General features: G+C 59.5%; 24 protein-coding genes and 1 other RNA gene. 10 read left to right on the forward strand and 15 right to left on the reverse strand.

The window, feature by feature from the left end:
• Positions 1-22: 22 nt before the first annotated feature.
• From BTN45_RS18025 to BTN45_RS18055, 7 genes are all read right to left on the reverse strand, one after another.
• The gene (locus tag BTN45_RS18025) at positions 23-865 is read right to left on the reverse strand and encodes an MBL fold metallo-hydrolase (RefSeq protein WP_112556209.1); all 843 of its coding nucleotides are present in this window, start codon (positions 863-865) and stop codon (positions 23-25) included.
• A 112-nt stretch (positions 866-977) separates the two neighbouring features.
• Entirely contained in the window at positions 978-1,802 is an 825-nt protein-coding gene (locus BTN45_RS18030) for a TIGR00282 family metallophosphoesterase (protein ID WP_004445757.1), read from the reverse strand.
• A 72-nt stretch (positions 1,803-1,874) separates the two neighbouring features.
• Entirely contained in the window at positions 1,875-2,492 is a 618-nt protein-coding gene (locus tag BTN45_RS18035) for a 5-formyltetrahydrofolate cyclo-ligase (RefSeq protein ID WP_207590393.1), read from the reverse strand.
• Positions 2,492-3,754 carry a hemolysin family protein gene (locus tag BTN45_RS18040; RefSeq protein WP_004445761.1) on the reverse strand — a complete coding sequence of 421 codons (1,263 nt, stop codon included), beginning with the start codon at positions 3,752-3,754 and terminating at the stop codon, positions 2,492-2,494. The genes BTN45_RS18035 and BTN45_RS18040 overlap by 1 nt, the downstream gene beginning before the upstream one ends.
• Before the next feature lie 229 nt (positions 3,755-3,983).
• Positions 3,984-4,142: non-coding RNA, 6S RNA (gene ssrS / locus BTN45_RS18045), on the reverse strand.
• Between the two features lie 76 nt (positions 4,143-4,218).
• A complete protein-coding gene (locus BTN45_RS18050) occupies positions 4,219-4,596 on the reverse strand; it encodes a cell division protein ZapA (RefSeq protein ID WP_004445763.1) in 378 nt (125 codons plus the stop codon).
• A 10-nt stretch (positions 4,597-4,606) separates the two neighbouring features.
• Entirely contained in the window at positions 4,607-4,879 is a 273-nt protein-coding gene (locus BTN45_RS18055; protein WP_004445765.1) for a DUF4164 domain-containing protein, read from the reverse strand.
• Positions 4,880-5,203: 324 nt separating this feature from the next.
• Between BTN45_RS18055 and tkt the strand changes: the two genes are divergently transcribed.
• From tkt to BTN45_RS18080, 5 genes are all read left to right on the forward strand, one after another.
• Positions 5,204-7,186, forward strand: a complete 1,983-nt coding sequence (gene tkt / locus BTN45_RS18060) for a transketolase (RefSeq protein WP_004445766.1) — start codon at positions 5,204-5,206, stop codon at positions 7,184-7,186.
• Between the two features lie 62 nt (positions 7,187-7,248).
• On the forward strand, positions 7,249-8,259 hold the full coding sequence (gene gap, locus BTN45_RS18065) for a type I glyceraldehyde-3-phosphate dehydrogenase (protein WP_004445768.1): 1,011 nt from the start codon (positions 7,249-7,251) through the stop codon (positions 8,257-8,259).
• 315 nt (positions 8,260-8,574) lie between these two features.
• Positions 8,575-10,440: a potassium/proton antiporter gene (locus BTN45_RS18070; protein WP_207590394.1), complete on the forward strand. Its 1,866-nt coding sequence runs from the start codon at positions 8,575-8,577 to the stop codon at positions 10,438-10,440.
• Positions 10,441-10,507: 67 nt separating this feature from the next.
• Positions 10,508-11,710: a phosphoglycerate kinase gene (locus BTN45_RS18075; protein ID WP_207590395.1), complete on the forward strand. Its 1,203-nt coding sequence runs from the start codon at positions 10,508-10,510 to the stop codon at positions 11,708-11,710.
• 191 nt (positions 11,711-11,901) lie between these two features.
• Complete coding sequence (locus tag BTN45_RS18080) at positions 11,902-12,927, forward strand: class I fructose-bisphosphate aldolase (RefSeq protein WP_004445772.1); 1,026 nt, start codon at positions 11,902-11,904, stop codon at positions 12,925-12,927.
• Positions 12,928-12,981: 54 nt separating this feature from the next.
• Here the strand turns inward: BTN45_RS18080 and BTN45_RS18085 are convergent, their stop codons facing one another.
• Positions 12,982-13,137: a hypothetical protein gene (locus tag BTN45_RS18085; RefSeq protein WP_004445774.1), complete on the reverse strand. Its 156-nt coding sequence runs from the start codon at positions 13,135-13,137 to the stop codon at positions 12,982-12,984.
• Between the two features lie 137 nt (positions 13,138-13,274).
• Here BTN45_RS18085 and BTN45_RS18090 point away from each other — a divergent pair, with 137 nt between their 5' ends.
• The 3 genes from BTN45_RS18090 (at position 13,275) to BTN45_RS18100 (ending at position 15,669) form a co-directional block, all read left to right on the forward strand.
• Positions 13,275-14,564 (forward strand): MFS transporter, encoded by a 1,290-nt coding sequence (locus tag BTN45_RS18090; protein ID WP_207590396.1) that lies wholly within the window; start codon positions 13,275-13,277, stop codon positions 14,562-14,564.
• Positions 14,561-14,752 (forward strand): DUF1192 domain-containing protein, encoded by a 192-nt coding sequence (locus BTN45_RS18095; RefSeq protein ID WP_207590397.1) that lies wholly within the window; start codon positions 14,561-14,563, stop codon positions 14,750-14,752. Before BTN45_RS18090 ends, BTN45_RS18095 begins: the two co-directional genes overlap by 4 nt.
• 401 nt (positions 14,753-15,153) lie before the next feature.
• Positions 15,154-15,669, forward strand: coding sequence for a DUF1465 family protein (locus BTN45_RS18100; RefSeq protein ID WP_003506184.1), 516 nt, complete (start codon positions 15,154-15,156; stop codon positions 15,667-15,669).
• A 152-nt stretch (positions 15,670-15,821) separates the two neighbouring features.
• Here BTN45_RS18100 and rpmE read toward each other — a convergent pair whose 3' ends face one another.
• Positions 15,822-16,043 (reverse strand): 50S ribosomal protein L31, encoded by a 222-nt coding sequence (gene rpmE / locus BTN45_RS18105; protein ID WP_003497640.1) that lies wholly within the window; start codon positions 16,041-16,043, stop codon positions 15,822-15,824.
• 260 nt (positions 16,044-16,303) lie between these two features.
• Here rpmE and BTN45_RS18110 point away from each other — a divergent pair, with 260 nt between their 5' ends.
• The gene (locus tag BTN45_RS18110; protein ID WP_207590403.1) at positions 16,304-18,103 is read left to right on the forward strand and encodes an ABC transporter transmembrane domain-containing protein; all 1,800 of its coding nucleotides are present in this window, start codon (positions 16,304-16,306) and stop codon (positions 18,101-18,103) included.
• 1 nt (position 18,104) lies between these two features.
• Here the strand turns inward: BTN45_RS18110 and BTN45_RS18115 are convergent, their stop codons facing one another.
• The 6 genes from BTN45_RS18115 to BTN45_RS18140 all read right to left on the reverse strand — a co-directional run bounded on the left by BTN45_RS18115 (position 18,105) and on the right by BTN45_RS18140 (position 24,821).
• Positions 18,105-19,751 carry an FAD-binding dehydrogenase gene (locus BTN45_RS18115; RefSeq protein WP_207590405.1) on the reverse strand — a complete coding sequence of 549 codons (1,647 nt, stop codon included), beginning with the start codon at positions 19,749-19,751 and terminating at the stop codon, positions 18,105-18,107.
• A gap of 89 nt (positions 19,752-19,840) precedes the next feature.
• Complete coding sequence (locus BTN45_RS18120) at positions 19,841-20,872, reverse strand: peptidoglycan -binding protein (RefSeq protein ID WP_004445789.1); 1,032 nt, start codon at positions 20,870-20,872, stop codon at positions 19,841-19,843.
• Positions 20,873-20,874: 2 nt separating this feature from the next.
• A complete protein-coding gene (locus BTN45_RS18125; protein ID WP_004445790.1) occupies positions 20,875-21,891 on the reverse strand; it encodes a hypothetical protein in 1,017 nt (338 codons plus the stop codon).
• Between the two features lie 202 nt (positions 21,892-22,093).
• Positions 22,094-22,894, reverse strand: a complete 801-nt coding sequence (locus tag BTN45_RS18130; RefSeq protein ID WP_004445792.1) for an inositol monophosphatase family protein — start codon at positions 22,892-22,894, stop codon at positions 22,094-22,096.
• Between the two features lie 164 nt (positions 22,895-23,058).
• The gene (locus tag BTN45_RS18135) at positions 23,059-24,159 is read right to left on the reverse strand and encodes a tetratricopeptide repeat protein (RefSeq protein WP_022563054.1); all 1,101 of its coding nucleotides are present in this window, start codon (positions 24,157-24,159) and stop codon (positions 23,059-23,061) included.
• Positions 24,160-24,167: 8 nt separating this feature from the next.
• Positions 24,168-24,821: a thiamine phosphate synthase gene (locus tag BTN45_RS18140; RefSeq protein ID WP_207590407.1), complete on the reverse strand. Its 654-nt coding sequence runs from the start codon at positions 24,819-24,821 to the stop codon at positions 24,168-24,170.
• Between the two features lie 104 nt (positions 24,822-24,925).
• On the opposite strand from BTN45_RS18140, the gene BTN45_RS18145 reads away from it, so the two are divergent.
• Entirely contained in the window at positions 24,926-25,690 is a 765-nt protein-coding gene (locus tag BTN45_RS18145) for a sulfite exporter TauE/SafE family protein (RefSeq protein WP_004445798.1), read from the forward strand.
• Positions 25,691-25,712 lie beyond the last annotated feature (22 nt).

A 25,712-nucleotide genomic window follows, 5' to 3' on the forward strand; every position in this document is an offset into this window, starting at 1 on the left:
GCCTTTCCCCGCCCGTCGCCATTTACATGCCTTTCGGCACCAGTATCTGCGGCTGGCGGGGAAGGTTTCTCATCGAGACCCGGATGACCGGATCGCTTGCATAGGCGATAGCGAAATTTTCGCCAAACATGGTCAGAAACTGCTCCAGCGGCGGGCCGGTGCGATGCATCGGCAGGATCAGCGCGGAGCGCAGGCGCTTGACCACCCTGCTCATGCTGTCGGCCCCCATGGTCAAACCACCATCGACAGGCACCATCAACACATCCAGGCGGCCGATCTCGGCATAATGCGTGTCCGTCAACTCATGATGCAGATGGCCGAGATGGCCGATACACAGCCCGGCAACCTCGAAGATGAAGATGGAATTGCCGTTTTCCTGAAAAGACTCATAATCTCCCCAGCGGTTGCGGATGTCGGTTGAGACATTGCGGATGTAAACGTCGCCCACGAGCACCTTGTGCTCGGCTTTTTCTCCCGGCGTATCGCTCCAGCCATGCAGCACATATTGAATGGCCGGGTCCGGATTGAGGGTGAAATGTGTTGAATGCGCCCGGTTCATGGTCACCACCGTCGGCATGACGGGAGGGCGATAGACGCCGTTATAATCCGTGGCAATCGTTACCCCGCCGGGACTTTCGATCAGGTAGGTGGAGTGGCCGATGAAGCTGATTTTCACCTCTTCCTTCGCCGTGGCCTGAGCCAGCTGAACACTGCGCGCATCGAAGCGCGCGAACATCACGCCCGGAATGGCGCTGGCGATCGCCTGGCACTGGCTGACGGGAGGACGGCTCGCCGACTGGGAGAAGGCCGCTCCCGAACAGGCGATCAGTCCTGTTATTGCAAGCATTAGCACGCGCAGCATCATGCCACTCCCCTGAACTTGCGAAGCTGAGAGGATGGGACAGGTTTTGCCGAGCGTCCAGTTACATCAGCAACTGAAGGCTGGCACTCTCGTCATTGTGAACGCTTCGGCGGGATCAAACCCAGAAGGAAGGCAGCGTTTCCGAAAGTCGCGGCCCGATGCGCAGTGGCGCAATTTTTTCCGCAAGCCCAGTCCGGTCGGAAATCTCCACCCCGACACCGCAGATCGTGGCAGGCCCGCTCGCTGCCTCAAAGCGGCCCTTCGGCATCTTGGAGATAAAGCGGTTGATCGGCTCTTCCTTGTCCATTCCGAGGGAACTGTCATAATCGCCGCACATGCCCGCATCCGACATGTAGGCGGTTCCGCCGTTCAATATCTGTGCGTCAGCTGTCGGAACATGGGTGTGGGTGCCGACGACGAAGCTTGCACGGCCATCCACGAAATGTCCGAAGCACTGTTTCTCGCTGGTCGCCTCGGCGTGAAAATCGAAGATGATGGCATCCGCCTGTTCCTTCAGCGGGCAGGCAGCAAGAATGCTTTCCGCCGACTTGAAGGGGTCGTCCAGCTCCGGATGCATGAAGACCCGCCCCATGATGTTGGCGACCAATATGCGTGCGCCGTTGCGGGCATAAAAAATGCCCGAGCCCTTGCCCGGCGTACCCTCGGGGTAATTGGCGGGCCGCAGGAACTGGTCATGGCGCTCGCAGAAGGAAACCGCCTCTTTCTGATCCCAGACGTGATTGCCGGTGGTGACAACATCGGCACCGGCATTGATGGTCTCGAGATAGATATCCTCGGTGATACCGAAACCACCAGCAGCATTCTCACCGTTGACGATGACGAAATCCAGCTTCAGATCGGAAATCAGCCCCGGCAATCGCTCCCAGACAGCCGTGCGTCCGGTCTTGCCAACCATGTCTCCGAGAAAAAGAAGCCTCATTCACCCGCCCCGATCTTGCGCATGTTTCGATATTTCGTCCCCTCTAACGGGTAATCCATCTTTTAAAAAGTGCTAAAGCGTCTTTTGCCCACTATCGGAGATCGACAACGGGGCTGAAAACCAGCGCAGACCGCTTTCCGTCAGAATGGCGTGAAGCGAGACATCGTGCGGTTCCGCGGGGATGCCTGCCACTTCCTGGCAGTCAAAGGCGACACCGATGAGAACGGGCTGTTTGCCCTTGGCGTGCAACCGCGCGATGGCGCGGTCATAATGGCCTGCGCCATAACCAACCCGTTGCCCGTGTCCATCGAAGACGGAAAGAGGTACGAGCAGTATATCGGGATCGAGAAGCTCCGCATCCTCACCCGGACCGGTCGTGCCGAAGCCGGTCTTCACCAGCGGCGTATCCCTCTCGAAAGCCCTGAAGACAATGGTTTCACGATCCAGCACAACGGGAAGGACGAGACGTCCGCCCCTCGCCCGCAACGCTTCCATCAGCGGACGGGTATCCGCCTCCGAGCGGATCGGCATGAAGCCGGAGATGACGGTCCCCGGCACAAGGGGAATATCCGCGGCACCGTGGGCGGTAATGAACCGGCTCTTCTCGTGCCGTTCCGCCAGTGTCAGAGCATCTCGCGCGGCGAGCCGTTCGCCGCGCAACCTTGCTTTTTCGGCAACGTCACCGGGCATCAGGCGGCCCGGCTCACGAGAACCTTGTCGATGCGGTGACCATCAAGGTCGATGACCTCGAAACGCCAGCCGTTGCGGGTTACATGTTCACCCAGTTCCGGCAGGCGACGGAACTCGTCCAGGACAAGTCCGGCGACGGTCTCGAACTCGGCGTCCTCATTGATCTGGAAGCCCATGCGATAAGCGAACTCATCGGCAGGCATCCAGCCGGCAACGAGGAACGAACCGTCCTCGCGCTCGACCATGGCCGGCTCTTCGTCGTCATCTTCCTGAAAGGCACCGGTAATGGCCTCTAGCACGTCGCCGGAGCTGATGATACCTTCGAAATGGCCGTACTCGTCATAAACGAGGACCATGTGCACGGTGGAGCGACGCAGCGACTGGATGACGTCAACGGCGCTCGTCAGGTCGGACACGACGGGCACCTCGCGCAGAAGCTCACGAATGTTGAGCTCCTTGCCGGAGGCCAGCGCATCGAAGGCGTCCTTGGCGAAAAGCACGCCAAGAATTTCGTCGGACGCGCCGTTGCGCACCGGCAGACGCGAACGCTGCGTCCCGCGAAGCTGCTCGCGGATTTCCTCGGCGCTGTCTTCGATATCGACCACTTCCACGTCGCGACGCGGCGTCATCAGGCCGCGCGCGTTGCGGTCAGCAAGGCGCATGACGCTGGTGATCATCGCCGATTCTTCGGTCTCGATCACGCCGGCGCTATGGGCTTCGGCCAGAACGGTGCGAATTTCATCGTCGGTAACCGACGCGTTGGATTCGCCACTATGGCCGAGAAGCGCCAGAATGGCCTTACCCGACCGGTCGAGCAGCCACACCAGCGGCGCGCCGACCTTGGACAGCAGCATCATGGTAGGCGCAACACGCGCGGCAATCTTTTCAGGATCGCGCAACGCAATCTGCTTTGGCACCAGTTCGCCGACGATCAGCGACAGATAAGTAATGGCGACGACGACCGAGCCGACGCCAATTGCATCGGCCGCACGGTCAGGAACACCCTGCTCCAGAAGCCACGCCGTAAAGCGGGCACCGAGCGTGGCGCCGGAAAATGCGCCCGAGAGGACGCCGACCAGCGTGATGCCGATCTGCACTGTAGAAAGAAAGCGTCCGGGGTTTTCGGAAAGGCTGAGCGCCTGTGTGGCGCCCTTGCTGCCTTGCGTGGCAAGCACCTTTAGCCTCGCCGGTCTGGAGGAGACAACGGCAAGCTCGGACATGGCAAGCACACCGTTCAATACGGTGAGCAGGACCACGATCATAATTTCAGTAAACAAGTTTAGCTCTTTGGGCTGTTGAACGGCACGTCGCGGTTTTGGCCGCAGCGCCCCTTTTTAAAGGGCATGACAGACATACCAATCCGGATAATAGGGAATTGTTCCGCCATTGCAATGACAGGAATATAAAAAAGCCGTGCCCGGCAGTTATGAAAAATGACTGTCGACTATCTCGAGGGTACAGGGAAGCATCGGAATTGTCCCGAAACTTCAAGCGCGTTCCACGGCGACCGATGGAGATTTACGATCCTGGGTGCCTACAAAAGTAGGTGGGCACCGTGTGTCCAGCCCCACGGGACTGGCCAGGGACAGCTCCCTTTGGATCGAGTATGGCCCCAGGGATTGTGGTTCCTGTCGAGAAGCGCAGAACGCATTCAAGATATAGGACGGATCGGGAAAAACCGCCAGAGGCGCAGAGCGAAATTTTATCGCTTCGGAATTCCGGATGATCAGTGTGCCGCCGGTTTTGGGCGGTCCAGCAATTTTTCGGTAATGCCGTTCAGCCGGTCGGCCAGATCGCCGATGGCAAGCGCCACCATCTCATCCGACTTCGCCTTGTGCTCGGCCATGCCATCGCGATTGCGGGAGAGGGATGCGACCTCACCTTCCAGCTTCTCGATCTTGCGGTTGAGCTCGGAAAGCTCGTCCATCACCATGATACCAGCCATCACCGTTAGCCTCAGGTCGCCGATTTCTCCGAACTGGCTCTTTAGATGCCCGACATACCGGTCGAAACGGGTGGCAAGGTCGGTCAGGTGGTCTTCCTGGCCTGCTTCGCACGCCATGCGATAGGCCTTTCCGTCGATCATAACAGTAACTTGCGCCATGATACCGCTCCTATCGATCCAGCACCGCGCGGATCGTCTCCATGGCCGTCACCAGCCGGCGCGAAACCTCGCGATTGACTTCTTCAAGACGGTTAGCGCGAAACTCGGCCTGGTCCAGTTCCTGCGCCAGTCTGGCGCGGTCGACATGGACGCGCTTCACCTCGTTATCGATCTCGCCGGTCTCTCTCTGCCGCTCGATACGCATATCGATGGCATTTTCGAGATTTGTGATGGCAGCATTCAGCTCCGTCAGCGCAGATTGTAAGGTCTTCTCAGCCGACATCGTTTTTTCCAACTCGCACGCCACCGGCCGAATCGTCCGGTTTCAGGCTATTTAAACGCTCACGAGGTTATTACCCGATTTACCATCCCGTCAATCAAACCAGTGCATTGTGGCGTTTTGCTCTGTGGATGAACGAAGAAACCGGGCCGGGCGGGACACGAAATCCGTTCCAGCCCCCGCTTTGCGAAACGATTTTTATCGACCGCAGAACCGCAATTGCCCGTCGATTTATTGACTTGCCTGCCTCACCTGCTATGGATCAACCCGCTTTTTGGATAGTTGCGTAAAACTATCTCCTTTCACCCGGAAACAGACGGAAAAGCCATGATTTCTCGCGACAAACACAACCGGATGGCAAATGCGATCCGCTTTCTTGCCATGGATGCAGTGGAGAAGGCCAATTCAGGCCATCCCGGTCTGCCGATGGGCGCCGCTGATGTCGCCACCGTTCTCTTCACCCGTTATCTGAAATTCGATCCCAAGGCGCCGCTCTGGCCGGATCGCGACCGTTTCGTGCTGTCGGCAGGTCATGGTTCGATGCTTCTTTACTCGCTGCTCTATCTTACGGGCTACGAGGACATGACGATCGACGAGATCAAGCGTTTCCGTCAATTCGGTTCCAAGACCGCCGGCCATCCTGAATATGGCCACGCCACCGGCATCGAAACGACCACCGGTCCGCTCGGCCAGGGCATCGCCAACGCCGTGGGCATGGCAATCGCCGAACGCAAGCTGGAAGAGGAGTTCGGCTCCGACCTGCAGAGCCACTTCACTTATGTACTGTGCGGCGACGGCTGCCTCATGGAAGGCATCAGCCACGAAGCCATCGCGCTTGCCGGCCATTTGAAGCTTAACAAGCTCGTTCTCTTCTGGGATGACAACAACATCACCATCGACGGCGAAGTTGGCCTCTCCGACAGCACCGATCAGATTGCCCGTTTCCAGGCGGTTCACTGGAACACCATCCGTGTTGACGGCCATGATCCGGATGCGATCGCCGCTGCCATCGAAGCCGCGCAGAAATCGGACCGCCCGACCTTCATCGCCTGCAAGACCGTCATCGGTTTCGGCGCGCCCAACAAGCAGGGCACCCATAAGGTTCATGGCAACCCGCTCGGCGCAGAAGAAATCGCTGCGGCCCGCAAGAGCCTGAACTGGGAAGCCGAAGCTTTCGTCATTCCGGAAGACGTGCTGGATGCATGGCGTCTTGCCGGTCTGCGCTCCACCAAGACGCGTCAGGACTGGGAAGCCCGCCTCGAAGCCGCTGAGGCCGGCAAGAAAGCCGAGTTCAAGCGCCGCTTCGCCGGCGACCTGACGGGCAATTTCGATAGCTCGATCGATGCTTTCAAGAAGAAGATCATCGAGAACAACCCGACCGTTGCGACCCGCAAGGCCTCGGAAGACTCGCTCGAAGTCATTAACGGCGTGCTGCCGGAAATGATCGGCGGTTCTGCCGACCTGACGCCGTCCAACAACACCAAGACCAGCCAGATGAAGTCCATCACGCCGACGGACTTCTCCGGCCGTTATCTGCACTACGGCATCCGCGAACACGGCATGGCTGCTGCCATGAACGGCATCGCACTGCATGGCGGTCTCATTCCTTATGCGGGCGGCTTCCTGATCTTCTCGGACTACTGCCGTCCGTCGATCCGTCTTGCTGCCCTCATGGGCATCCGTGTCGTCCACGTTCTGACGCATGATTCCATCGGCGTTGGTGAAGACGGCCCGACCCACCAGCCGGTGGAGCAGATCGCTGCCCTTCGCGCCATTCCGAACCTGCTCGTCTTCCGCCCGGCGGATGAGACCGAGACGGCGGAATGCTGGCAGCTGGCGCTGGAACAGAAGCATCGTCCGTCTGCGCTGGCCCTAACCCGCCAGAACCTTGCACCTTCGCGCAAGGAATATGAAGAGAAGAACCTGTCTGCTTACGGCGCCTACGAACTCGTCTCCGCCAGCGACGCCAAGGTTTCGATCTTCGCTTCCGGTTCGGAAGTCGAAGTGGCTCTGAAAGCGGCCGCAACGCTGAAGGACAAGGGCGTATCCGCCCGCGTCGTTTCCGTTCCCTGCTTCGAACTCTTCAAGGAACAGCCGGAAACCTATCGCAACGCCATCATCGGCAAGGCTCCGGTCAAGATCGCGGTGGAAGCCGCCATCCGCCAGGGCTGGGATTATTTCATCGGTAACGATGGCGCTTTCGTCGGCATGCACTCCTTTGGAGCGTCCGCCCCGGCGAAGGATCTCTTCAAGCACTTCGGTATCACGGCAGAAGCTGTCGTCGCCGCAGTCGAGGCAAAACTTGCGTAAGGGCTTCCCAAGCCCTCACCATTCAGCAAAGACCAAGCCCATTCTTGATCGGGAGACTGTAAATGACTGTAAAAGTTGCCATTAACGGCTTCGGCCGCATCGGCCGCAATGTTTTGCGCGCCATCGTCGAATCCGGCCGCACCGATATCGAAGTCGTCGCCATCAACGACCTCGGCCCGGTTGAAACCAACGCTCACCTGCTGCGCTACGATTCGATCCACGGCAAGTTCCCGGCCGACGTCAAGGTCGAAGGCGACACCATCATCGTTGGCGGTGGCAAGCCGATCAAGGTGACGGCCGTTCGCGACCCGGCAACGCTGCCGCACAAGGAACTGGGCGTCGATATCGCGCTTGAGTGCACCGGCATCTTCACGGCCCGCGACAAGGCTGCTGCCCATCTGACGGCCGGCGCCAAGCGCGTCATCGTTTCGGCTCCCGCTGACGGCGCCGATCTCACCGTCGTCTTCGGTGTCAACCATGACCAGCTGACGAAGGATCACCTCGTCATCTCCAACGCATCCTGCACCACCAACTGCCTCGTGCCGGTCGTGAAGGTTCTCGATGACGCCGTTGGCATCGATCATGGCTTCATGACCACGATCCACTCCTACACCGGCGACCAGCCGACGCTGGACACCATGCACAAGGATCTGTACCGCGCCCGCGCCGCAGCCCTGTCCATGATCCCGACCTCGACAGGCGCCGCAAAGGCTGTTGGCCTCGTCCTGCCACACCTCAAGGGCAAGCTTGACGGCACGTCGATCCGCGTTCCGACCCCGAACGTGTCGGTTGTCGACTTCAAGTTCGTGGCCAAGAAGAGCACGACCGTTGCCGAAATCAACGCAGCCATCAAGGCGGCTTCCGACGGCCAGCTGAAGGGCATCCTCGGCTATACCGACGAGCCGCTGGTTTCCCGCGATTTCAACCACGACAGCCACTCGTCGATCTTCGCCAATGACCAGACCAAGGTCATGGAAGGCAACTTCGTGCGCGTCCTGTCCTGGTACGACAACGAGTGGGGCTTCTCCAACCGCATGTCGGATACGGCTGTCGCCTTCGCGAAGACCATCTAACGAATACCCATCAGTCGATGCATTCCGGCGGGAGCGATCCCGCCGGATTTTTTATTCCCGGTTTTCCTCTACAGTGCCGCCATGTTTTCAATTTCCTGCCTTTGTCTGGTCCATTTTGAAACGGACAAGGGACTCAGGGATAACGGTCGTGCGCAATGCACTTCGGCCCTGCCGTATCTTTCGATACACCCCGCCTTGCGTTACCTTTCAACGCCGCCAACCGAGCGCTGACAGACCGCAACCCGTGGCGCATTGACTGCGAACGTGCAGAGCAATCATTGCGGTGGCCAGCGCGGCGTGAAAGAGGCGGTGGACGTGGAATCATTTTATCTGTTGTTGCTGGTGGCAACTGTTCTCGTCCTCGTCGCCGCCTTCTCGAGCCTCATCGCCTACCGCTTCGGCGCGCCGCTGCTGTTGCTCTTCCTTGTGATTGGACTTGCGGCGGGTGTGGACGGACTCGGTATCGAATTCACCAACAACCCTCTCGCCTATATGCTCGGTTCGCTGGTACTTGCCGTCATCCTGTTCGACTCCGGGTTTGGCACGTCGATCCAGTCTTTCCGGCTTTCCGCGGCACCGGCAATGGCGCTTGCCACGGTCGGCGTTATTCTCACATCCGTCTTTTTCGCGGGCGCAGCCGCCCTCCTGCTCGGGCTCTCCTGGCTAGAGGGCCTGCTGCTCGGTGCCATCGTCGCCTCCACCGATGCGGCAGCGGTGTTTTTCCTGCTGCGCATCGGCGGCATCCACATCCGCGATCAGGTGCGCTCCACGCTGGAGGTCGAATCCGGCACCAACGATCCAATGGCCATCTTCCTCACAGTCGCCCTGGTCGAGATCATCGCCAAAGGACAGGGCCTGGCCGGTATCGACAGCGGTTTTCTGCTGCTTTTTGTTGAGGAAATGGGCCTCGGCGTGATCGTCGGCGTGCTGGGCGGTCTCATGATCGCCGCCGTGGTCAACCGTTCTGCCGCCGATCGCGGGCTGGCGCCGATCTTTGTGCTTGCGCTGGCGCTGCTCGTGTTTTCCTTCACCGGCACGATCGGCGGCAGCGGCTTTCTGGCGGTCTATGTCGCCGGCATTGTCGCCGGCAATCGCAGGATCTTCGCCAAGGAAACGATCCGTCGCTTCCACGAAGGGCTGACGTGGCTGGCACAGATCATCATGTTCCTGATGCTCGGCCTGCTTGCCACACCGTCGCAGTTTCCTGCAATCGCCATTCCAGCCATCCTGCTGGCGCTGTTCCTGATCTTCGTCGCCCGTCCGCTCGCGGTCTGGCTCAGCCTCATGCCGTTTAACTACACTCAACAGGAAACCTCTTTCGTCGCCTGGGTGGGCCTGCGCGGCGCCGTCTCCATCCTGCTTGCCATCATGCCCATCCTCGGTGGACTTGATGATGCCCAGATCTATTTCAATGCCGCCTTCATCATCGTGCTGGTTTCGCTCCTCGTGCAGGGCTGGACCATCAAACCGGTGGCAACAAGGCTGGGGCTGATCGTGCCGCCGCGCATGGGCGAAGTGGACAAGCTGGAGGTTGACCTTCCCGGCACGGCCAATCACGAACTGATTTCCTACCGCGTGGCAAAGGGCAGCGCCATCCTGCAGGGCGAGCGCATTCCCCGCTGGGCCATGCCTTCGCTGGTGGTGCGTGACGGCAAATCGATTCGCTACCAATATGCCGGGCGGCTGCGTGAAAATGATCTTGTCTATCTCTTCATCGCCCCCGGTTATTCCCGCCTGATCGACCGGCTCTTCGCGAGCGCCCTGCCCGTCGCCGATGACGACGCCGATTTCTTCGGCACCTTCGCGATCTCTCCCGCCCGGCCGGCGAAGGAGCTTGATGCCGCCTATGGTCCCGGCCTGCTTGCGCCAGCAGAACAGGCAATGAGCATCGCAGAACTCATCGAGACACGTCTTGCCGGACGGGCCGATTATGCCGACCGCGTGCGCCTCGGCTCCATCGTTCTGATCGTGCGGACTTTGGACGAACATGAGGCGATAGCGGGTGTCGGAATTTCGCTGGAGCCGGTCGAACCGGCTACCACGCTGCCAATCTTCATCAGCTTCTCGGAAATTTTCAAACGGGTGCGCGACTATCTGGCGCAGCGGCGTCAGTCGCGTTCCACCGCTACCGCACAAGACGTGGTCGCACCTTCAAACACCGTGAGAGAAAATGAAGCCTGACCGGCTTGCGTCGGCAATCAGGCATAGTATGGTCCCTGCCGAACTCGCAACAAATCAGGATCGACCTATGCCCGCCTTCAAGACCATCGATGACCTCAACGACATTGCCGGAAAGCGCGTTCTCGTCCGCGTTGATCTCAACGTGCCGGTCGCGGATGGCAAAGTTACGGACAAGACCCGTATCGAGCGGGTCGCGCCGACCATTCTGGAACTTTCCAAGAAGGGCGCAAAGGTTATTCTGCTTGCCCATTTTGGCCGTCCGAAGGGCGAACCCGTGGCTGACATGTCGCTTTCCCAGATCGTACCAGCAGTTGAGGAGGTGCTGGACCATGCCGTCTCCTTCGCGTCCGACTGCATCGGCGCGCCGGCGGCGGAGGCCGTTGCGAAACTGAATGAAGGCGATATCCTGCTTCTGGAAAACACGCGGTTCCACAAGGGCGAAGAAAAGAACGATCCCACCTTCGTCGAGGCTCTGGAGGCCAATGGCGATATCTATGTCAACGACGCCTTCTCCGCCGCGCATCGCGCCCACGCCTCCACCGAGGGCCTCGCCCGCCACCTGCCCGCCTATGCCGGCCGCACCATGCAGGCAGAGCTTGAGGCTCTGGAAAAGGGCCTCGGCCAGCCGGTGCGTCCCGTCGTCGCCATCGTCGGCGGCGCGAAGGTTTCAAGCAAAATCGATCTTCTGATGAACCTCGTCAAGAAGGTCGATGCCCTCGTCATCGGCGGCGGCATGGCCAACACCTTCCTCGCCGCCCGTGGCGCCCAGGTTGGAAAATCGCTCTGCGAGCATGATCTGGCCGAGACCGCAAAGCAGATCATGATCGAAGCCGCGACCTCCGGCTGTGCCATCGTGCTGCCGGAAGACGGCGTCGTTGCCCGCGAATTCAAGGCCGGTGCGGCCAATGAAACGGTCGACATCAACGCCATTCCCGCTGACGCCATGGTGCTCGATGTCGGCCCGAAATCGGTTGAAAGCATCAAGGCCTGGATTTCACGCGCGGAAACGCTGGTCTGGAACGGGCCGCTCGGCGCCTTCGAAATCGAACCCTTCGATGCAGCCACCGTGGCTGCCGCAAAACATGCCGCGGAATGCACGAAGGCCGGTAAGCTCGTCTCTGTCGCAGGCGGCGGCGACACCGTGGCCGCGCTCAACCATGCCGGCGTTTCCGAGGATTTCTCCTATGTTTCGACCGCCGGCGGCGCCTTCCTTGAATGGATGGAAGGCAAGGAACTGCCGGGCGTTGCCATCCTGACCGCCGCCAAGTAAACTTACCCTACTTGCCTGACACAAGGTCGGACAAGCCATGCTTGTCCGACCTTGTCTTTTGGTAAGTGCACGCAGGAGGAAAAGTTTCAAACGATTGAAATCATTTCAATCGTTTCAATGAGTTAGCGTGCCATTTCCCTGCCCTGGAACTTCTGTTATCGGAAATTTATTGTGCCTTGGGAGAATAGCAAATGACCGAACGTCTCGAAGACATCGCAATCAAAATGGTCGCCGACGGCAAGGGCCTGCTCGCCGCCGACGAATCCACGGGAACGATCAAAAAGCGTTTCGACAGCATCAATCTGGAGTCCACCGAGACCGCCCGCCGCGACTATCGCGAAATGCTGTTCCGCTCCGACGACGCCATGAAGAAATACATCTCCGGCGTTATCCTTTACGAAGAGACCCTGTTCCAGAAGGCCGCCGACGGCACGCCTTTCGTTGATATCATCAAGGCGGCTGGCAGCCTGCCGGGCATCAAGGTGGATATCGGCGCCAAGCCGATGGCTTTCCACCCGCATGAATTCATCACCGAAGGCCTCGACGGTCTTTATGAGCGCCTGCGCAAGTACCACGAAGCCGGTGCGCGCTTCGCAAAGTGGCGCGGCGTCATCACAATCGGTGAACAGCGCCCGAGCTGGGGTTCGATCAAGGCAAACTCCCAGTCGCTCGCCCGTTATGCCGCTCTCTGCCAGCAGGCGGATATCGTGCCGATCGTTGAGCCTGAAGTCCTGATGGACGGCGAGCCGGGCACGCATGACATCGACCGCTGCGCGGAAGTCACGCAATGGGTTCTGCAGACCGTCTTCGCGGACCTGTTCGACGCCCGCGTGAACCTCGAAGGCATGATCCTCAAGCCGAACATGATCATCGACGGCAAGAAGGCCCGCAAGGCTTCCGTCGAGGAAGTGGCGGAAAAGACCGTGAAGGTCTTGAAGGCGACCGTACCTTCCGCCGTTCCGGGCATTGCCTTCCTTTCCGGCGGCCAGTCCTCCGAAGAGGCAACGGCGCATCTCTCCGCCATGAATTCCGGTTATGACCTGCCCTGGTCTCTCACCTACTCCTACGGCCGCGCGCTTCAGGATACGGCCCTCAAGACCTGGGGCGGCAAGCAGGAGAATGTCGCTGCCGGCCAGCGCGCCTTCACGCACCGCGCCGCCATGAACAGTCTAGCGGCCAAGGGCAACTGGAAGCAGGAACTCGAAAAGGCAGCCTGAGGCTTCGCTCCAGAGCTTTAGTGAATGAAAGCCGTCTCCCGGGGCGGCTTTTTCTTATGGGCGCAGAAGCAGCGTTACCGACCAGATGACAAAGGCGGCAACCGCTATCTTCCAGCAATCGCCCCGTTTCTTCAGCCCCGGCAGGCCGAGCGGCCGGATAATCTGGACGGCCATGGCCAGCAGTAAAAAAAGGCCGATCGCCTTCGTCATTTATTGAGCCTTTTCTTTATTTCTGCATCGTCACAGGCTGGACATTTTTACCGTTCACCAGAAGAGTGCAACTCATTCGGGTAACTCCCGTTGTATGACCTGTCCGACCGTCCGTCCGAACGCATGAGAGTGTTGTCATGAGCAGAAATCTTCTACCCGTATTCGCTCTTTTATCCAGCACTCTGTTTCTCTTTCTCGGCAACGGTCTTCAGGGCCTCGTTCTGCCAGTGCGTGGCTCGGCAGAAGGTTACTCCAACGAGATACTTGGTTTCCTCGGAACCTCCTGGGCTGCGGGCTTCGTTGTTGGTTGTTTTGTCGCGCCGGCCATCGTGCGCCGTGCTGGCCATGTGCGGGCTTTTGCGTCTTTCGTCGCATTGGTATGCCTGACCGTGCTCATGACCGGTCTCATCGTTGATGACGTCTGGTGGATTACGCTGCGTGCGCTTACCGGCTTCTGCACCGCCGGCACCTCAATGATCATCGAAAGCTGGCTGAACGAGCGCGCCACGAACGAAAGCCGCGGCATGATCTTTTCGCTCTATATCGCCATCACGCTTCTGGGCGTCGTGGCGGGACAGATGATCGTGCCGATGGGAGATATCAGCAATACCTCGCTGTTCATGATCTGCGGCATCATTTATTGCATCGCCATTCTGCCGGCAACGCTTTCAAAGGCGGCCAGTCCACAGCCCTTGCAGAAGGTGAAACTGGATTTGCCGGCGCTCTATCGCAACTCCCCGGTCTCCTTCGTCGGCATTCTGATGATCGGCATCGCCAACGGTGCTTACGGCACGCTCGGCGCCGTCTTCGGTGCCCGGGCAGGCCTGGATCCGACCATGATCGCCATCATGGTGTCCGTCACGATTTTCGTCGGCGCATTGGCGCAGTTCCCGGCGGGTCGCCTTTCGGACAGGATAGACCGTCGTTACGTGCTGGCCGGCCTCGCGGGGCTTGGCGCCGTCGCGGGACTTGCGGTCGCAGCCGTGCAGCCGCATCACGTCTACGTTCTGATTCCGATGATCGCCGTTTACGGTGCAGCCGCCAATGCGCTCTATCCCATAGCCGTGGCGCACGCCAACGACTTTGCGGCGTCCGAGGATTTCGTCAAGGTTTCAGGCGGGTTGCTGTTGCTTTACGGCGTCGGCACCATTATCGGACCGACGCTCGGCGGCGCTGTCATGACCTATTCCGGGCCCTATGCGCTGTTTCTGGTCACAGCCGTCGCCCATATTTTGATTACTGCCTATGCCATTATCAGAAGCCGCAGGCGCGCCGCGCTTTCAACCGACGAGAAGGACAATTTCTCGACGATGATGCCGACGACGCCTTCGCCGCTGGTGACACCGGAGAGTATTGCGCTTGACCCGCGCGCGCCGCAATATCCCGGCGAGGAGGGGGACTACGTGGAAAAAGGAGCAGGCATATGAGCCTCTTTGACGACGACCGCCCGCAAAAACCCGCTGCGCACCAGATTGGCAGCGATCTCAGCCTCCTCTCCGTGGACGAACTGGACAGCCGGATCGAGCTTCTCCACGCCGAAATCACCCGACTCGAAGAGGAAAGAAAGCGGAAATCCGCGGGAAGACAGGCGGCGGAGAATCTTTTCCGATCCTGATGCGCGGCGACCAATAAACCCGGCCCGCACGTGCCTAACGGCAGAATCGGTTCAACGTGCGTTCCAAAATAAGAGGTTTTGGGTCAGTCTTTCGTTTACCATTAACCAAAAATTAAGCTTTCTGAGAGATTACTATACATGTCCAGTTCTTCTGGATTTCAGGCATCTTCTCCATTCGGCGAATTGGTCTGATTTTTCTCCCTGTTTTACCTTGAGAGCCGCTTTCGCGGCTCTTTTTTTGCCGCCGCCGGCTTCGGTAAAACTGTGGGTATTAACCCTTCTTTAATAATTGCCTTGCGCATTTCAGGTAAAGATACCATCCTGAAAACACTAAAGGCCGGAACAAAATATCCGGATCGTCGTTGCCTGACAGTGTGGTGCGTGAGCAGGGATTTAAAGAAATGTCGGAACAGGTTTTAAATACCATAAGCTTTGCGGGGCGCGCGGCTGCTTCCAACCAGTTCAAGACCCTCTATACCGAAGGCATGACCCTGGTCGAGGAAACTGCAAGCTATCTCGACGGCGCCGGCCGCGCTGCCTCGAAAGTTTTGCCGCGCATGGCCTCAGTGCTTTATGCCGCGGAATCGATGCGCCTCACGACTCGCCTGATGCAGATGGCCTCCTGGCTGCTTCTCCAGCGCGCCGTCAACAACGGTGAAATGACCCGAGATCAGGTTTTGAGCGAGAAGAATAAGGTTCGCCTCGACAGCTTTAACGTCGACCGCAACGCGCCCGGCTGGAACGACCTGCCGGAGTCCTTCCGCGATCTTATCGAGCGCTCGCTGCGTCTCCAGAACCGCATCGCCTTGCTCGACCGCGAAATCTATCGCCCCTCCGAAGCCGCGAAGGTGCCGGACAATGAGAACAGCGTTCAGGCGCAGCTCAACCTTCTGCGCACGGCTTTCTCGATCAACTGAGAAAACACCACATTGAGTGGACAATTTGAAAGCAGGCTCGCCGGCCTGCTTTTTTTGTTTCAGCGGTCATGCGGGTAGATGCCGACGCCAAAACAGCGCAACAAAAAAGCCCGGTCAAACCGGGCTTTTTTAACAATCCGTCCGCAAGGGAATCAGAGGCCGAGGCCGCCGAAACGCTTGTTGAACTTGGAAACGCGACCACCGCGGTCCATAAGCTGCTGGTTGCCGCCCGTCCATGCCGGATGGGACTTGGGGTCGATTTCAAGGTTCATGACGGCGCCTTCCGAACCCCAGGTAGAGCGGGTTTCGTATTCGGTGCCATCGGTCATGACCACCTTGATCGTGTGATAATCGGGATGGATATCAGCCTTCATGACAATCTTCCTGGTTAAGTGACGTGCGGTCCATTTGCCGCAATTGCGTCAACTGAGCCAATTCAATAAATGAAGCCATAGTCCAGATGGGCTATGGCTTCCCAATTCGATGCGGAGCCTATACATGAAGGTCGCCGAGATAACAAGAGCCTGCTATCCCCTTGTGAAAGGAGATGGCTGCCGGGCAGGAATTTTACCGCAGACCGGAAATTCGCCCGCAAAAGGCCGAAAAATGGCGGAGAACGAGGAGCGTAGAGGACGTGGCAGACATCGAACAGCATAAAGCGGTGAAACAGAGAAGCCTGAAACCGCTCCTTGGCCTGTTTCCTTATCTCAGGCGTTATCGTGGCTTGATGGCTGCGGCTCTTTTTGCACTTGTTCTGTCTTCCGCCACGACTCTCGCCTTGCCGCTCGCCGTTCGCCGCATCATCGATCACGGTTTCCAAACGCCTGATGGCGGTATGATCAACAGCTACTTCGCCATGCTTTTGGCCATTGCGGTTGTTCTCGCACTCGCCAGCGCCATGCGTTATTATTATGTCATGACGATCGGCGAGAGGGTCGTCGCCGATCTGCGCCGCGATGTGTTCGCCCACCTCACCACGCTGTCACAGCAATTCTTCGATGCCAACCGCTCAGGCGAGCTCACCTCGCGACTGACGGCTGACACGGTGCAGATCCGCTCCGCATTCGGCTCATCTGCGTCGGTGGCGTTGCGCAACATCATTATGTGCTGCGGCGCCGTGGCGATGATGATCTATACCAGCCCCGGTCTTTCCGGCCTCGCGCTGCTGGCCATTCCCTTTATCGTTTTTCCCCTGATTGCCTTCGGGCGCTCGGTTCGCGCCCGCTCCCGCATGACACAAGACACTTTGGCCAATTCCGCCGCTTATGCTTCCGAGACGATTGGGGCGAGCCGCACCGTACAGTCCTTCAATGCCGAGACGCTGGCGAATGCCCGTTATGGCGCTTCGGTGGAAGCGGCCTATCAAGGCGCACGCGCCGCCATCGGCGCACGCTCCATCCTCACCGCCGTCGCCATCACGCTCGTCTTCGGCAGCGTTGTCGGCATTCTCTGGTATGGGGCGCAAAGCGTCCTGTCCGGTAGCATGACCGCGGGAACGCTCGGTCAGTTCGTGCTTTATTCGGTCATCGCGGCCAGCGGCCTTGGCCAGCTCTCGGAAGTCTGGGGAGAACTGGCGCAGGCCGGCGGCGCGGCGGAACGGCTGTCCGAACTGCTGGACGAGCGCTCGCCGGTTCTCGATCCCGCCGCGCCCGTCACTCTGCCCCAGCCACCGCGTGGCGAAGCCGCATTCGAAAATGTCGATTTTGTCTACCCGCTCGCGGCAGGACGGCCGATCGTCTCCGGCCTCTCCTTCAAAGTCAGTGCCGGCGAAACCGTCGCCATCGTCGGACCCTCCGGTGCGGGCAAGAGCACGGTCTTTTCGCTGCTGATGCGCTTTTACGATCCGCAGCAGGGCCGTATCACCATTGACGGCGCTGATATCCGCGACGTCAAGCTCGCCGATCTGCGGGCGCGTCTATCCATCGTCCCGCAGGATGTGGCTATATTCGCCTCCTCCATCCATGACAATATCGCCTTTGGACGGCCTGACGCGACACGGGAAGAAGTGCGCGCCGCCGCCATCGCCGCGCAGGCCGACAGCTTCATCGAACGCCTTACCGACAGATATGACACCCAGGTGGGAGAGCGCGGCGTAACACTTTCCGGCGGGCAGCGCCAGCGCATCGCCATTGCCCGCGCCATCCTGCGCAACGCACCTATCCTGCTTTTGGACGAGGCCACCTCGGCGCTCGATGCGGAAAGCGAGACACTGGTACAGAAGGCTCTCGATGAGCTCATGAGCAGCCGCACCACCATTGTCATCGCCCACCGCCTTGCCACCGTTCTCAAAGCCGACCGCATTCTGGTGATGGATGAAGGCCGCATCATCGAGGAAGGCACGCATCAGAGTCTCATTCGCCAGAACGGTCTCTATGCCCGGCTCGCCCGTCTGCAATTCCAGACCGGGCCCGAAGAACTGCGCGCACAGGCCTGAGTTACGTCAGCACGCTGCGCCCCGCAACGCGCCCGGAAAACAGGCATCCTCCAAGGAAAGTGCCTTCAAGCGCGTTATATCCATGCATGCCGCCACCGCCGAAACCAGCCACCTCGCCAGCGGCATAAAGCCCCGGCACCGGCTCACCGCCGGCGTCCAGCACCCTCGCCTCAAGGTCGGTGTGCAGGCCACCCAGGGTCTTGCGCGTCAGCACATGCAGACGCACGGCAATCAAAGGCCCCATGGCAGGATCGAGCAGGCGATGCGGTTTCGCCGTCCGCATCAGCCGGTCACCGAGGTAACGGCGCGCACCGTGGATTGCCGTTACCTGCGTATCCTTGCTAAAGCCGTTTTCAATCTCGCGGTCGCGCGCTTCGATCTGCCGGCGGATGTGGTTGGTGTCCAGACGATCATTTCCGGCGATGGCGTTCATCGCAGGCACCAATTCTTCCAGCGTATCACGAACGGCGAAATCCTCGCCCCGTTCCATGAAAGCCCGCACGGGTCCAGGCGGCTCCTTTCCCAACCTTTTCAGCAACAGGCGCATATTCTTGCCCGTCAGATCAGGATTCTGCTCCGAACCTGAAAGCGCGAACTCCTTCTTGATGATCGCTTTGGTCAGAATGAACCAGCTGTAACCGCTGCCACGTTCACCCAGCATCTTCAGTGTGCCAAGCGTATCAAAGCCAGGCATGGCCGGCGCATGAAGCCGGTCACCATTCGCATCGCACCAGAAGGACGAAGGACCAGGCAGAATGCGTATGCCGTGACCTGGCCAGATCGGGTCGTGGTTTTTGACACCCTCGGTGTAATGCCACATGCGGTCACGGTTGATGACCCCGCCACCCGCCGCCTCGGTGATGGCGATCATGCGGCCGTCCACATGCGCCGGCACACCGCAAACCATGTTTTGCGGCGGCTGGCCCAGTCGTTCCACGGGCCAGTTGCGCCGCACCAGCTCCTGATTACCGCCGATGCCGCCGGAACTGACAATGACCGCAGCAGCGGAAATACTGAATTCGCCCTGCTCTTCCCGGCTGCTCTCCTCTCCGCGTTGCACGGGATCGCTCGCAAGAACCGCGCCGGAAACGCCGGTCACCCCGCCATCGGCGATATCCAGCCGATCAACCCGGTGGCGGAAGCGGAAGGATAGCCGCCCATCCGCCGCGATAAGCTTTGCCTTTTTAACGAAGGGAGCAAGCACCCCGGGGCCTGTGCCCCAGGTGACATGGAAGCGTGGAACAGAATTGCCATGGCCATCGGCCAAACCGCCGCCACGCTCGGCCCAGCCGACAACGGGAAACCAGCGCATACCCATGCGGTGCAGCCATTCCCGCTTCTCACCGGCAGCAAAATCGAGATAGGCCTCCGCCCAGCGACGCGGCCAGTGATCTTCCGGGCGATCAAAACCGGCCGAACCGAACCAGTCCTGCCTCGCAAGGTCGAGACTGTCTCTCACGCGCATCCGACGTTGTTCTGGGCTATCGATGAAAAACAGGCCGCCAAGCGACCAGAAGGCCTGTCCGCCCAGGTTCCGCTCACCCTCCTGATCAACCACGCAGACGCTGAGACCTCGCGCGGCAGCCTCCGTTGCCGCAACCAGCCCGGCAAGCCCCGCCCCGACAACGATCACATCATAGCGTTCCATCAGCCCCTCCCAGATATGACGGAATTACTTTTACGCGAACGTAAGTTTACTTTCGTCGGAAGGCAACCGCCCAGATGCGGTCCGCGATTTCAGCGCTCGGTCAGCTTGAGTTCGATACGGCGGTTCTGCTGCCGTGCCTCCGGTGAGTCACCTTCTGCAATCGGCTGATATTCTCCAAAGCCGGCAGCGACCAGACGGTTTGCCGGCACGCCCTTGGAGATCAGGAACTTCACAACCGAAGTGGCACGGGCCGAGGAGAGTTCCCAATTGTCGCGGTAGCGGCCGGAGCCGGACAGCTGGACATTATCCGTATGGCCATCGACGCGCAGGACCCAGTTGATCTCCGCCGGGATTTCCTTTGCGAGATCAAGCAGCGCGGTTGCGAGCTTCGCCATTTCCGCTTGCCCTTCCGGATTGAGTTCATTGCCGCCGGAAGGGAAGAGCACTTCGGATTGGAAGACAAATCGGTCGCCGACGATGCGGATGTTTTCACGATCGGACAGAATTTCGCGCAACCGCCCGAAAAAGTCGGACCGATAGCGGTTCAGTTCCTGCACCCGCTGCGCCAGCGCGACATTGAGGCGGCGGCCGAGATCGGCGATCTTGACCTGAGAAGAGGCATCCTTGGCTTCCGAAGCCTGCAGCGCGGCTTCGACCGAGGCAATCTGCGCCCTCAGCGCCGCAATCTGCTGGTTGAGCAACTCGATCTGCGCGGAGGCGCGGGAATTGGCCTGCCGCTGCTCGTCCAGTTCACCGGTGAGACTGCCGATACGGGCGTTGGCGCTGGCATTGTTGCCGGAGCCGGCGTCGAGCAGTGCCTGCAGCCGCGACCGTTCATTCTCAGACGCGGCAAGAGTGGATTGCAGGCTCGCCAAGGCGTCCTCTACATCCTGCTTGTTGCCCTTTTCCATGGCCAGAAGTTCGGTCAATTCGGCAATCTGGCTGTTGAGACGCGTCAGCACCTCGTCCTTGCCGGTAATCTCACGCGACAGCACGAATTGCGCGAGCACGAACACCGTCAGCAGAAACATGATGGCCATCAGCAGCGTCGACAGCGCATCGACGAAGCCCGGCCAATAATCCACACCCCTGTCGCGGCGGCGGTTGCGCGCAAGCGCCATGGCTATTCGCTCCCGTTATCGTGCCGGGTGCGTCCGGAAGACTTCGTATCGCTGTCAATCCGCGCCGAAAGCCGGTCGAGCGTGCGGCGGAGCGATTTGGATTCCTCCTGTTGCGCCTCGATCCAGTCGCGCAACATCTGCTGTTCGCTGCGCATGTTCTTGACCAGACCCTGAATGCCTTCGGCAAGACTGGTCATGGCCGCCAGCGAACGCTCGGTGCTCACCACGGCCCCTGCGTCGCCCCGGGACTCCCTTGGGGCGTCCGTCGTATCCGTCACCGAGGAAAGCCAGTTTTCGAGTTGGGTGTAGAAACGGTTCTGGGCGCGGCCGGCCTGAAGATCGAGAAAACCGAGAATAAGCGAACCGGAGAGACCAAGCAGTGACGAGGAAAAGGCCGTTCCCATACCCGCCAGCGGCGCGGTGAGACCGGCCTTGAGCGAACCGAGAATATCATTGCTGTCACCGGCGCTTGGGTCGAGAGACTGGATGACGTTGCTGATGGCGCCAATGGTGCCGATAAGACCCCAGAAGGTGCCGAGCAGGCCGAGAAATACCAGCAAGCCGACGAGATAACGCGAAGTATCACGCGTCTCGTCGAGGCGCGTTGCGATGGAATCGAGGATCGTGCGTTGCGTAACGGCAGAAAGGCGGACTTCACCACGCTTGCCGATCAGCGTGCTCATCGGCGCAAGCAGTTTGGGCGCGCGACCGACCTTTTCGACGCTGCCGGCGGCACGAAAGGCGTTGAACCAGCGGACTTCCGAACGCAGGCTCATCGTCTGCGTAAACACCAGAATGATGCCGATGGCGAGCACACCGAGAATGAAGCCGTTGAGCCCCGGATTGGTCATGAAGGCGGTGTGCGCCTGCCGATAGAGAATCGCTGCCAGAAAACCGACGAGGATCAGAAACAGAACCATCGTCCAGAGAAACGGTGTGGGGCTGGACAGCTTGTGGCTGTATTCCCGTGTGGTCACCGGTTTCTCGACGCCAAGATCGAGCAGCTCCGAATCCGCCATAACGTTCGCATTCCCTTTGGTCAGCTATCCAGCGGAAGCTATTTGAAAATTGCGACGATTTGAAGCGAAAAGCCGGTCTTTCGTCACAGGCTTTTCACGAAAGAAGGCATGGAGCCGAGCGAGGGAAAACAAAAACGCCCGGCGAACATTCGCCGGGCATCGAAAACTTGCAGAAAACGGCAGGTTTTCTGCTGAAAACCAATCAGCGGCCCGGAATAGGGCGGTTGGCCACCTCAACGAGCGCCTTGTGGATATATTCGTTGCCTGCAGCAACGGAACTGCTGCCGAAGATATCCGTGCCGCCCTTGATGTCGGAGGCGAAACCACCGGCTTCCCGAATCAGCACGAGGCCGGCCGCCATGTCCCACGGCGAAAGATCGGCTTCCCAGTAACCGTCGAGACGGCCAGCGGCAACGTAGGCGAGATCGAGCGACGCCGCACCCATGCGACGGATGCCTGCAGCCTCCCCCATAACGTGACGAAGCTCGACCAGGAACTTGCCGTGGTTGCCGCGGCCGAGATGCGGCACGCCGCAGCCGATGACGCAATCCGTCAGCGCCTTGCGCGCGGCAACGCGGATGCGGCGATCGTTGAGGAATGCGCCGCCGCCGCGCTCGGCGGTGTAGAGTTCATCGGTGGCCGGATTGAAGATTACGCCGGCGACAACTTCGCCGTTACGCTCCAGTGCGATGGAAACCGCAAAATGCGGAATGCCGTGCAGGAAGTTGGTTGTGCCATCGAGCGGATCGACGATCCAGCGATGTGCACCATCGGTTCCCTTTTCCTCGCCGCCTTCTTCACCCAGGAAATCATAGGTCGGGCGCGCCTTCATCAGCTCCTCGCGCACGATCTTCTCGGCCTTCAGATCCGCCTGCGAAACGAAGTCGCTCGGTCCCTTGACCGAGACCTGCAGGTTCTGCACTTCACCGAAGTCACGCGACAAAGACTTACCCGCCTTGATGGCGGCCTGAACCATGACATTGAGAAGGGCTGAACGGGCCATCGATGTTTTTTCCTGGAAAGCTTGCGAACCGCCCGGAAGCTCACCGGGCAGGCACGTCATTATTTTCTTGAATTGAAAGTTTGCGGTTCAAGACCACAAAACGCGCGGAAATTCAAGGTAAAAAGCCCATGGGTCAACCGCGGCCAGGGAACGCAACCCTTCCATCAGGTCGGACGGAAACGATTTGCGGCCTCGATCGCCTTCTTCTGCTGCTCATCATTGATGCCGAGATAGAAGTCCTCGAGAGACGGATCCTTCAATCCGGCGCGGCGGGAAAGCACGTACCATTTGGCTGCCTCAACCGGATCAGGCCGGGTACCGAGTGCCTGAATATAGAGATGCGCAACCTTGTTCTGCGCCACGACATTACCGCGCTGTGCTGCGCCATAGAGCCAGCGGAAGCCTTCGTCGAGATTACGCTCGCCACCAAATCCGTTGACCAGCCAGATACCGAGATCGACCTGTGCAGTGTCATAGCCGGCCTTTGCGGCGCGCATCAACCAGTCGCGCGCCTTTGCCTTTTTCTCGGCCGGCACATCCTTCACGGACCAGTAAATTTGCGATACCGCATATTGCGCATCGGCAATGCCCTGTTCGGCGGATTTTTCATAGAAGGGCAAAGCCATCAGCAGACCCTTGGCGCCCGGATTTTCCGAAACCAATATCTGGCCCCAGTTGAACTGGGCAGAGGCGTTGCCGGCTTCCGCTGCACGACGCATGAAATCATCGGCCTTCGCCTTGTCGCGCGTAACGAACTTTCCTTCCATCAGGATAAGGGCAAATTTGAACATGGCGACGGGATCGCCGCCCTGTGCGGCCTGCTGATACCAGAACGCGGCTGTTTTCTCGTCACGTGCAATGCCAAGTCCGCGCGACATCATTTCCGCCACCAGCGTCTGGGCGGGTGCGTCACCGTTCTGCGCGCGGTTCAGTGCCTTATCAAGCGCCTGCACATATTCGCCGCGCTGGAAATGGCCATAGGCCTCATCCACCCGGCCCTTGAATTCCTTCTCAGGCGGCAGTGCCGGCAGATCCGCACCCATGCGCTGATAGACGTTCACGCCGGCTGAGGGCTGCAAGTCCTTCTGCTCTTCAGATTGCACCCTGCCCTGACGGGTCGGCTGAGCCTCATTTTCCAGCTGTCGGGAAAGCGCATTGTTTTCACTCTGCGGCCCGGATTGAGCAAGAGCGACACCCGCTGGCGCGGCGAAAGCAAACGCCAGCAGCGAAACAGAGAGGCAGAAATGAAGCGAGCGCATGATCATCGCCTGTATCAACCGTCAAACCGTGGCGCTTTTTCGTCAAGCAAAGCGTTGATTTCAGAAACGGCCTGGGCGGCGCCACCGACATTATCGAAAACACCGCTGCGCATAGCCACGAACTCCACGCCCGTCTCCGCCACGGCAACCACGGACGAGAGGTCCGTGCCGCCCATGACGATGGCGGGGATTTCGATCATCGACGCCCACCACTCACCGAGCACCAGGTTCTTGGGATGCGCCTCGGGCTTGATGTCGCCTTCGAGCTTCCCGAAAAACACGTAATCCGGATTGGCCTCGCCCTGCTCCAGCGCCTTGTGGCGGTCATCGGCATTTCCGCCGCCGACGATCAGTTTCGGGGTGAATTTTTCCACAGCCTCCGAAAGCGCCTCGGCGTTACCGACCACATGCAGCCCGTCCGCCTTCACCCGGCCGGCGACACGGCTGTCACCGGCAATGAGCGCTGCGGCACCCGACGCCTGGACGAGGGGTACGATCAGTTCGGCGCGTTTCTGGAAAGCGGCGTCATCCAGACCGTATTGCGGAATGATGACCGAAGCGACATCGCCTCCCCGCAGCGCGACTTCCACATCTGCCGCCTGCTTTTGCGCATCGTCCGATTGCGGGACGATCAGGACAAGGCGGCAACGGTCTTCAACAATGCTCATCGTTTCGTCCATTTCAGGCAGACGACGCTTCCGACGCGATCTGCACTCGTTTTCATATGACAAATCCGATAAACCGGACCGGCGAAAGGATCAACCATACATCCATGCTGACCGATTTTCATTTTTATCTCGTCGCCATTCCCGCAGTGGTTCTTGTCGGCCTTTCCAAAGGGGGACTGGGCGGCGCGCTGGCGCTGATGGGCGTGCCACTGATGGCGCTTGCCGTATCGCCCGTGCAGGCGGCGGCGATATTCCTGCCGATCCTGATCGTCATGGATATTGTCGCGCTCTTCGCCTGGCGGCACTACAACCATCGCCAGACGCTCCTTGTCATGCTGCCGGGGGCAATCGCCGGCATTGCGCTCGGCTGGGCAACTTCGAGCATGATCTCCGCAGATGCCATGCGTCTCGTCGTCGCCTCGGTCACGATCCTGTTCGTGTTGCGTTACTTTTATGAGAGTTTCAAAAGCCGCAACGGTCAGGAAATTCCGGCAAAACCGCAAAGGCCGGCCGCCGCCACGCTCTGGTCCAGCCTGTCCGGTTATGCGAGTTTCGTGGCCCATGCGGGTGGACCGCCCTTCCAGATCTACGTTCTGCCGCTGAAACTCGACCCGAAGACCTATACCGGCATGAGCGTGCGCTTCTTCGCCATCATGAATGCGATCAAGCTCATACCCTATTTCGCACTTGGCGCGCTCGACGCCACCAACCTCAAGACATCGGCAAGTCTGCTGCCCGTCGCGATGCTGGCGACGCTGGCCGGTGCAAGAGTGGTGAAATACCTTAAACCATCCGTGTTTTACCCGCTGATGTATGCCATGGCGTTGATTGCGGCACTGAAACTGCTGTGGGACGGACTGCCGTTCTAATACGGCAATAGAAAAGCTCTGG

The organism is Rhizobium sp. ZX09, assembly GCF_017357485.1.
Lineage (GTDB): Bacteria > Pseudomonadota > Alphaproteobacteria > Rhizobiales > Rhizobiaceae > Agrobacterium > Agrobacterium pusense.

Bases quoted from the DNA above. Each gene is read 5' to 3' on its own strand.
- BTN45_RS18025 (WP_112556209.1), bottom strand. From the start codon at position 865: ATGATGCTGCGCGTGCTAATGCTTGCAATAACAGGACTGATCGCCTGT.
- BTN45_RS18030 (WP_004445757.1), bottom strand. From the start codon at position 1,802: ATGAGGCTTCTTTTTCTCGGAGACATGGTTGGCAAGACCGGACGCACG.
- BTN45_RS18035 (WP_207590393.1), bottom strand. From the start codon at position 2,492: ATGCCCGGTGACGTTGCCGAAAAAGCAAGGTTGCGCGGCGAACGGCTC.
- BTN45_RS18040 (WP_004445761.1), bottom strand. From the start codon at position 3,754: ATGATCGTGGTCCTGCTCACCGTATTGAACGGTGTGCTTGCCATGTCC.
- BTN45_RS18050 (WP_004445763.1), bottom strand. From the start codon at position 4,596: ATGGCGCAAGTTACTGTTATGATCGACGGAAAGGCCTATCGCATGGCG.
- BTN45_RS18055 (WP_004445765.1), bottom strand. From the start codon at position 4,879: ATGTCGGCTGAGAAGACCTTACAATCTGCGCTGACGGAGCTGAATGCT.
- tkt (WP_004445766.1), top strand. From the start codon at position 5,204: ATGATTTCTCGCGACAAACACAACCGGATGGCAAATGCGATCCGCTTT.
- gap (WP_004445768.1), top strand. From the start codon at position 7,249: ATGACTGTAAAAGTTGCCATTAACGGCTTCGGCCGCATCGGCCGCAAT.
- BTN45_RS18075 (WP_207590395.1), top strand. From the start codon at position 10,508: ATGCCCGCCTTCAAGACCATCGATGACCTCAACGACATTGCCGGAAAG.
- BTN45_RS18080 (WP_004445772.1), top strand. From the start codon at position 11,902: ATGACCGAACGTCTCGAAGACATCGCAATCAAAATGGTCGCCGACGGC.
- BTN45_RS18085 (WP_004445774.1), bottom strand. From the start codon at position 13,137: ATGACGAAGGCGATCGGCCTTTTTTTACTGCTGGCCATGGCCGTCCAG.
- BTN45_RS18090 (WP_207590396.1), top strand. From the start codon at position 13,275: ATGAGCAGAAATCTTCTACCCGTATTCGCTCTTTTATCCAGCACTCTG.
- BTN45_RS18095 (WP_207590397.1), top strand. From the start codon at position 14,561: ATGAGCCTCTTTGACGACGACCGCCCGCAAAAACCCGCTGCGCACCAG.
- BTN45_RS18100 (WP_003506184.1), top strand. From the start codon at position 15,154: ATGTCGGAACAGGTTTTAAATACCATAAGCTTTGCGGGGCGCGCGGCT.
- rpmE (WP_003497640.1), bottom strand. From the start codon at position 16,043: ATGAAGGCTGATATCCATCCCGATTATCACACGATCAAGGTGGTCATG.
- BTN45_RS18115 (WP_207590405.1), bottom strand. From the start codon at position 19,751: ATGGAACGCTATGATGTGATCGTTGTCGGGGCGGGGCTTGCCGGGCTG.
- BTN45_RS18120 (WP_004445789.1), bottom strand. From the start codon at position 20,872: ATGGCGCTTGCGCGCAACCGCCGCCGCGACAGGGGTGTGGATTATTGG.
- BTN45_RS18125 (WP_004445790.1), bottom strand. From the start codon at position 21,891: ATGGCGGATTCGGAGCTGCTCGATCTTGGCGTCGAGAAACCGGTGACC.
- BTN45_RS18130 (WP_004445792.1), bottom strand. From the start codon at position 22,894: ATGGCCCGTTCAGCCCTTCTCAATGTCATGGTTCAGGCCGCCATCAAG.
- BTN45_RS18135 (WP_022563054.1), bottom strand. From the start codon at position 24,159: ATGATCATGCGCTCGCTTCATTTCTGCCTCTCTGTTTCGCTGCTGGCG.
- BTN45_RS18140 (WP_207590407.1), bottom strand. From the start codon at position 24,821: ATGAGCATTGTTGAAGACCGTTGCCGCCTTGTCCTGATCGTCCCGCAA.
- BTN45_RS18145 (WP_004445798.1), top strand. From the start codon at position 24,926: ATGCTGACCGATTTTCATTTTTATCTCGTCGCCATTCCCGCAGTGGTT.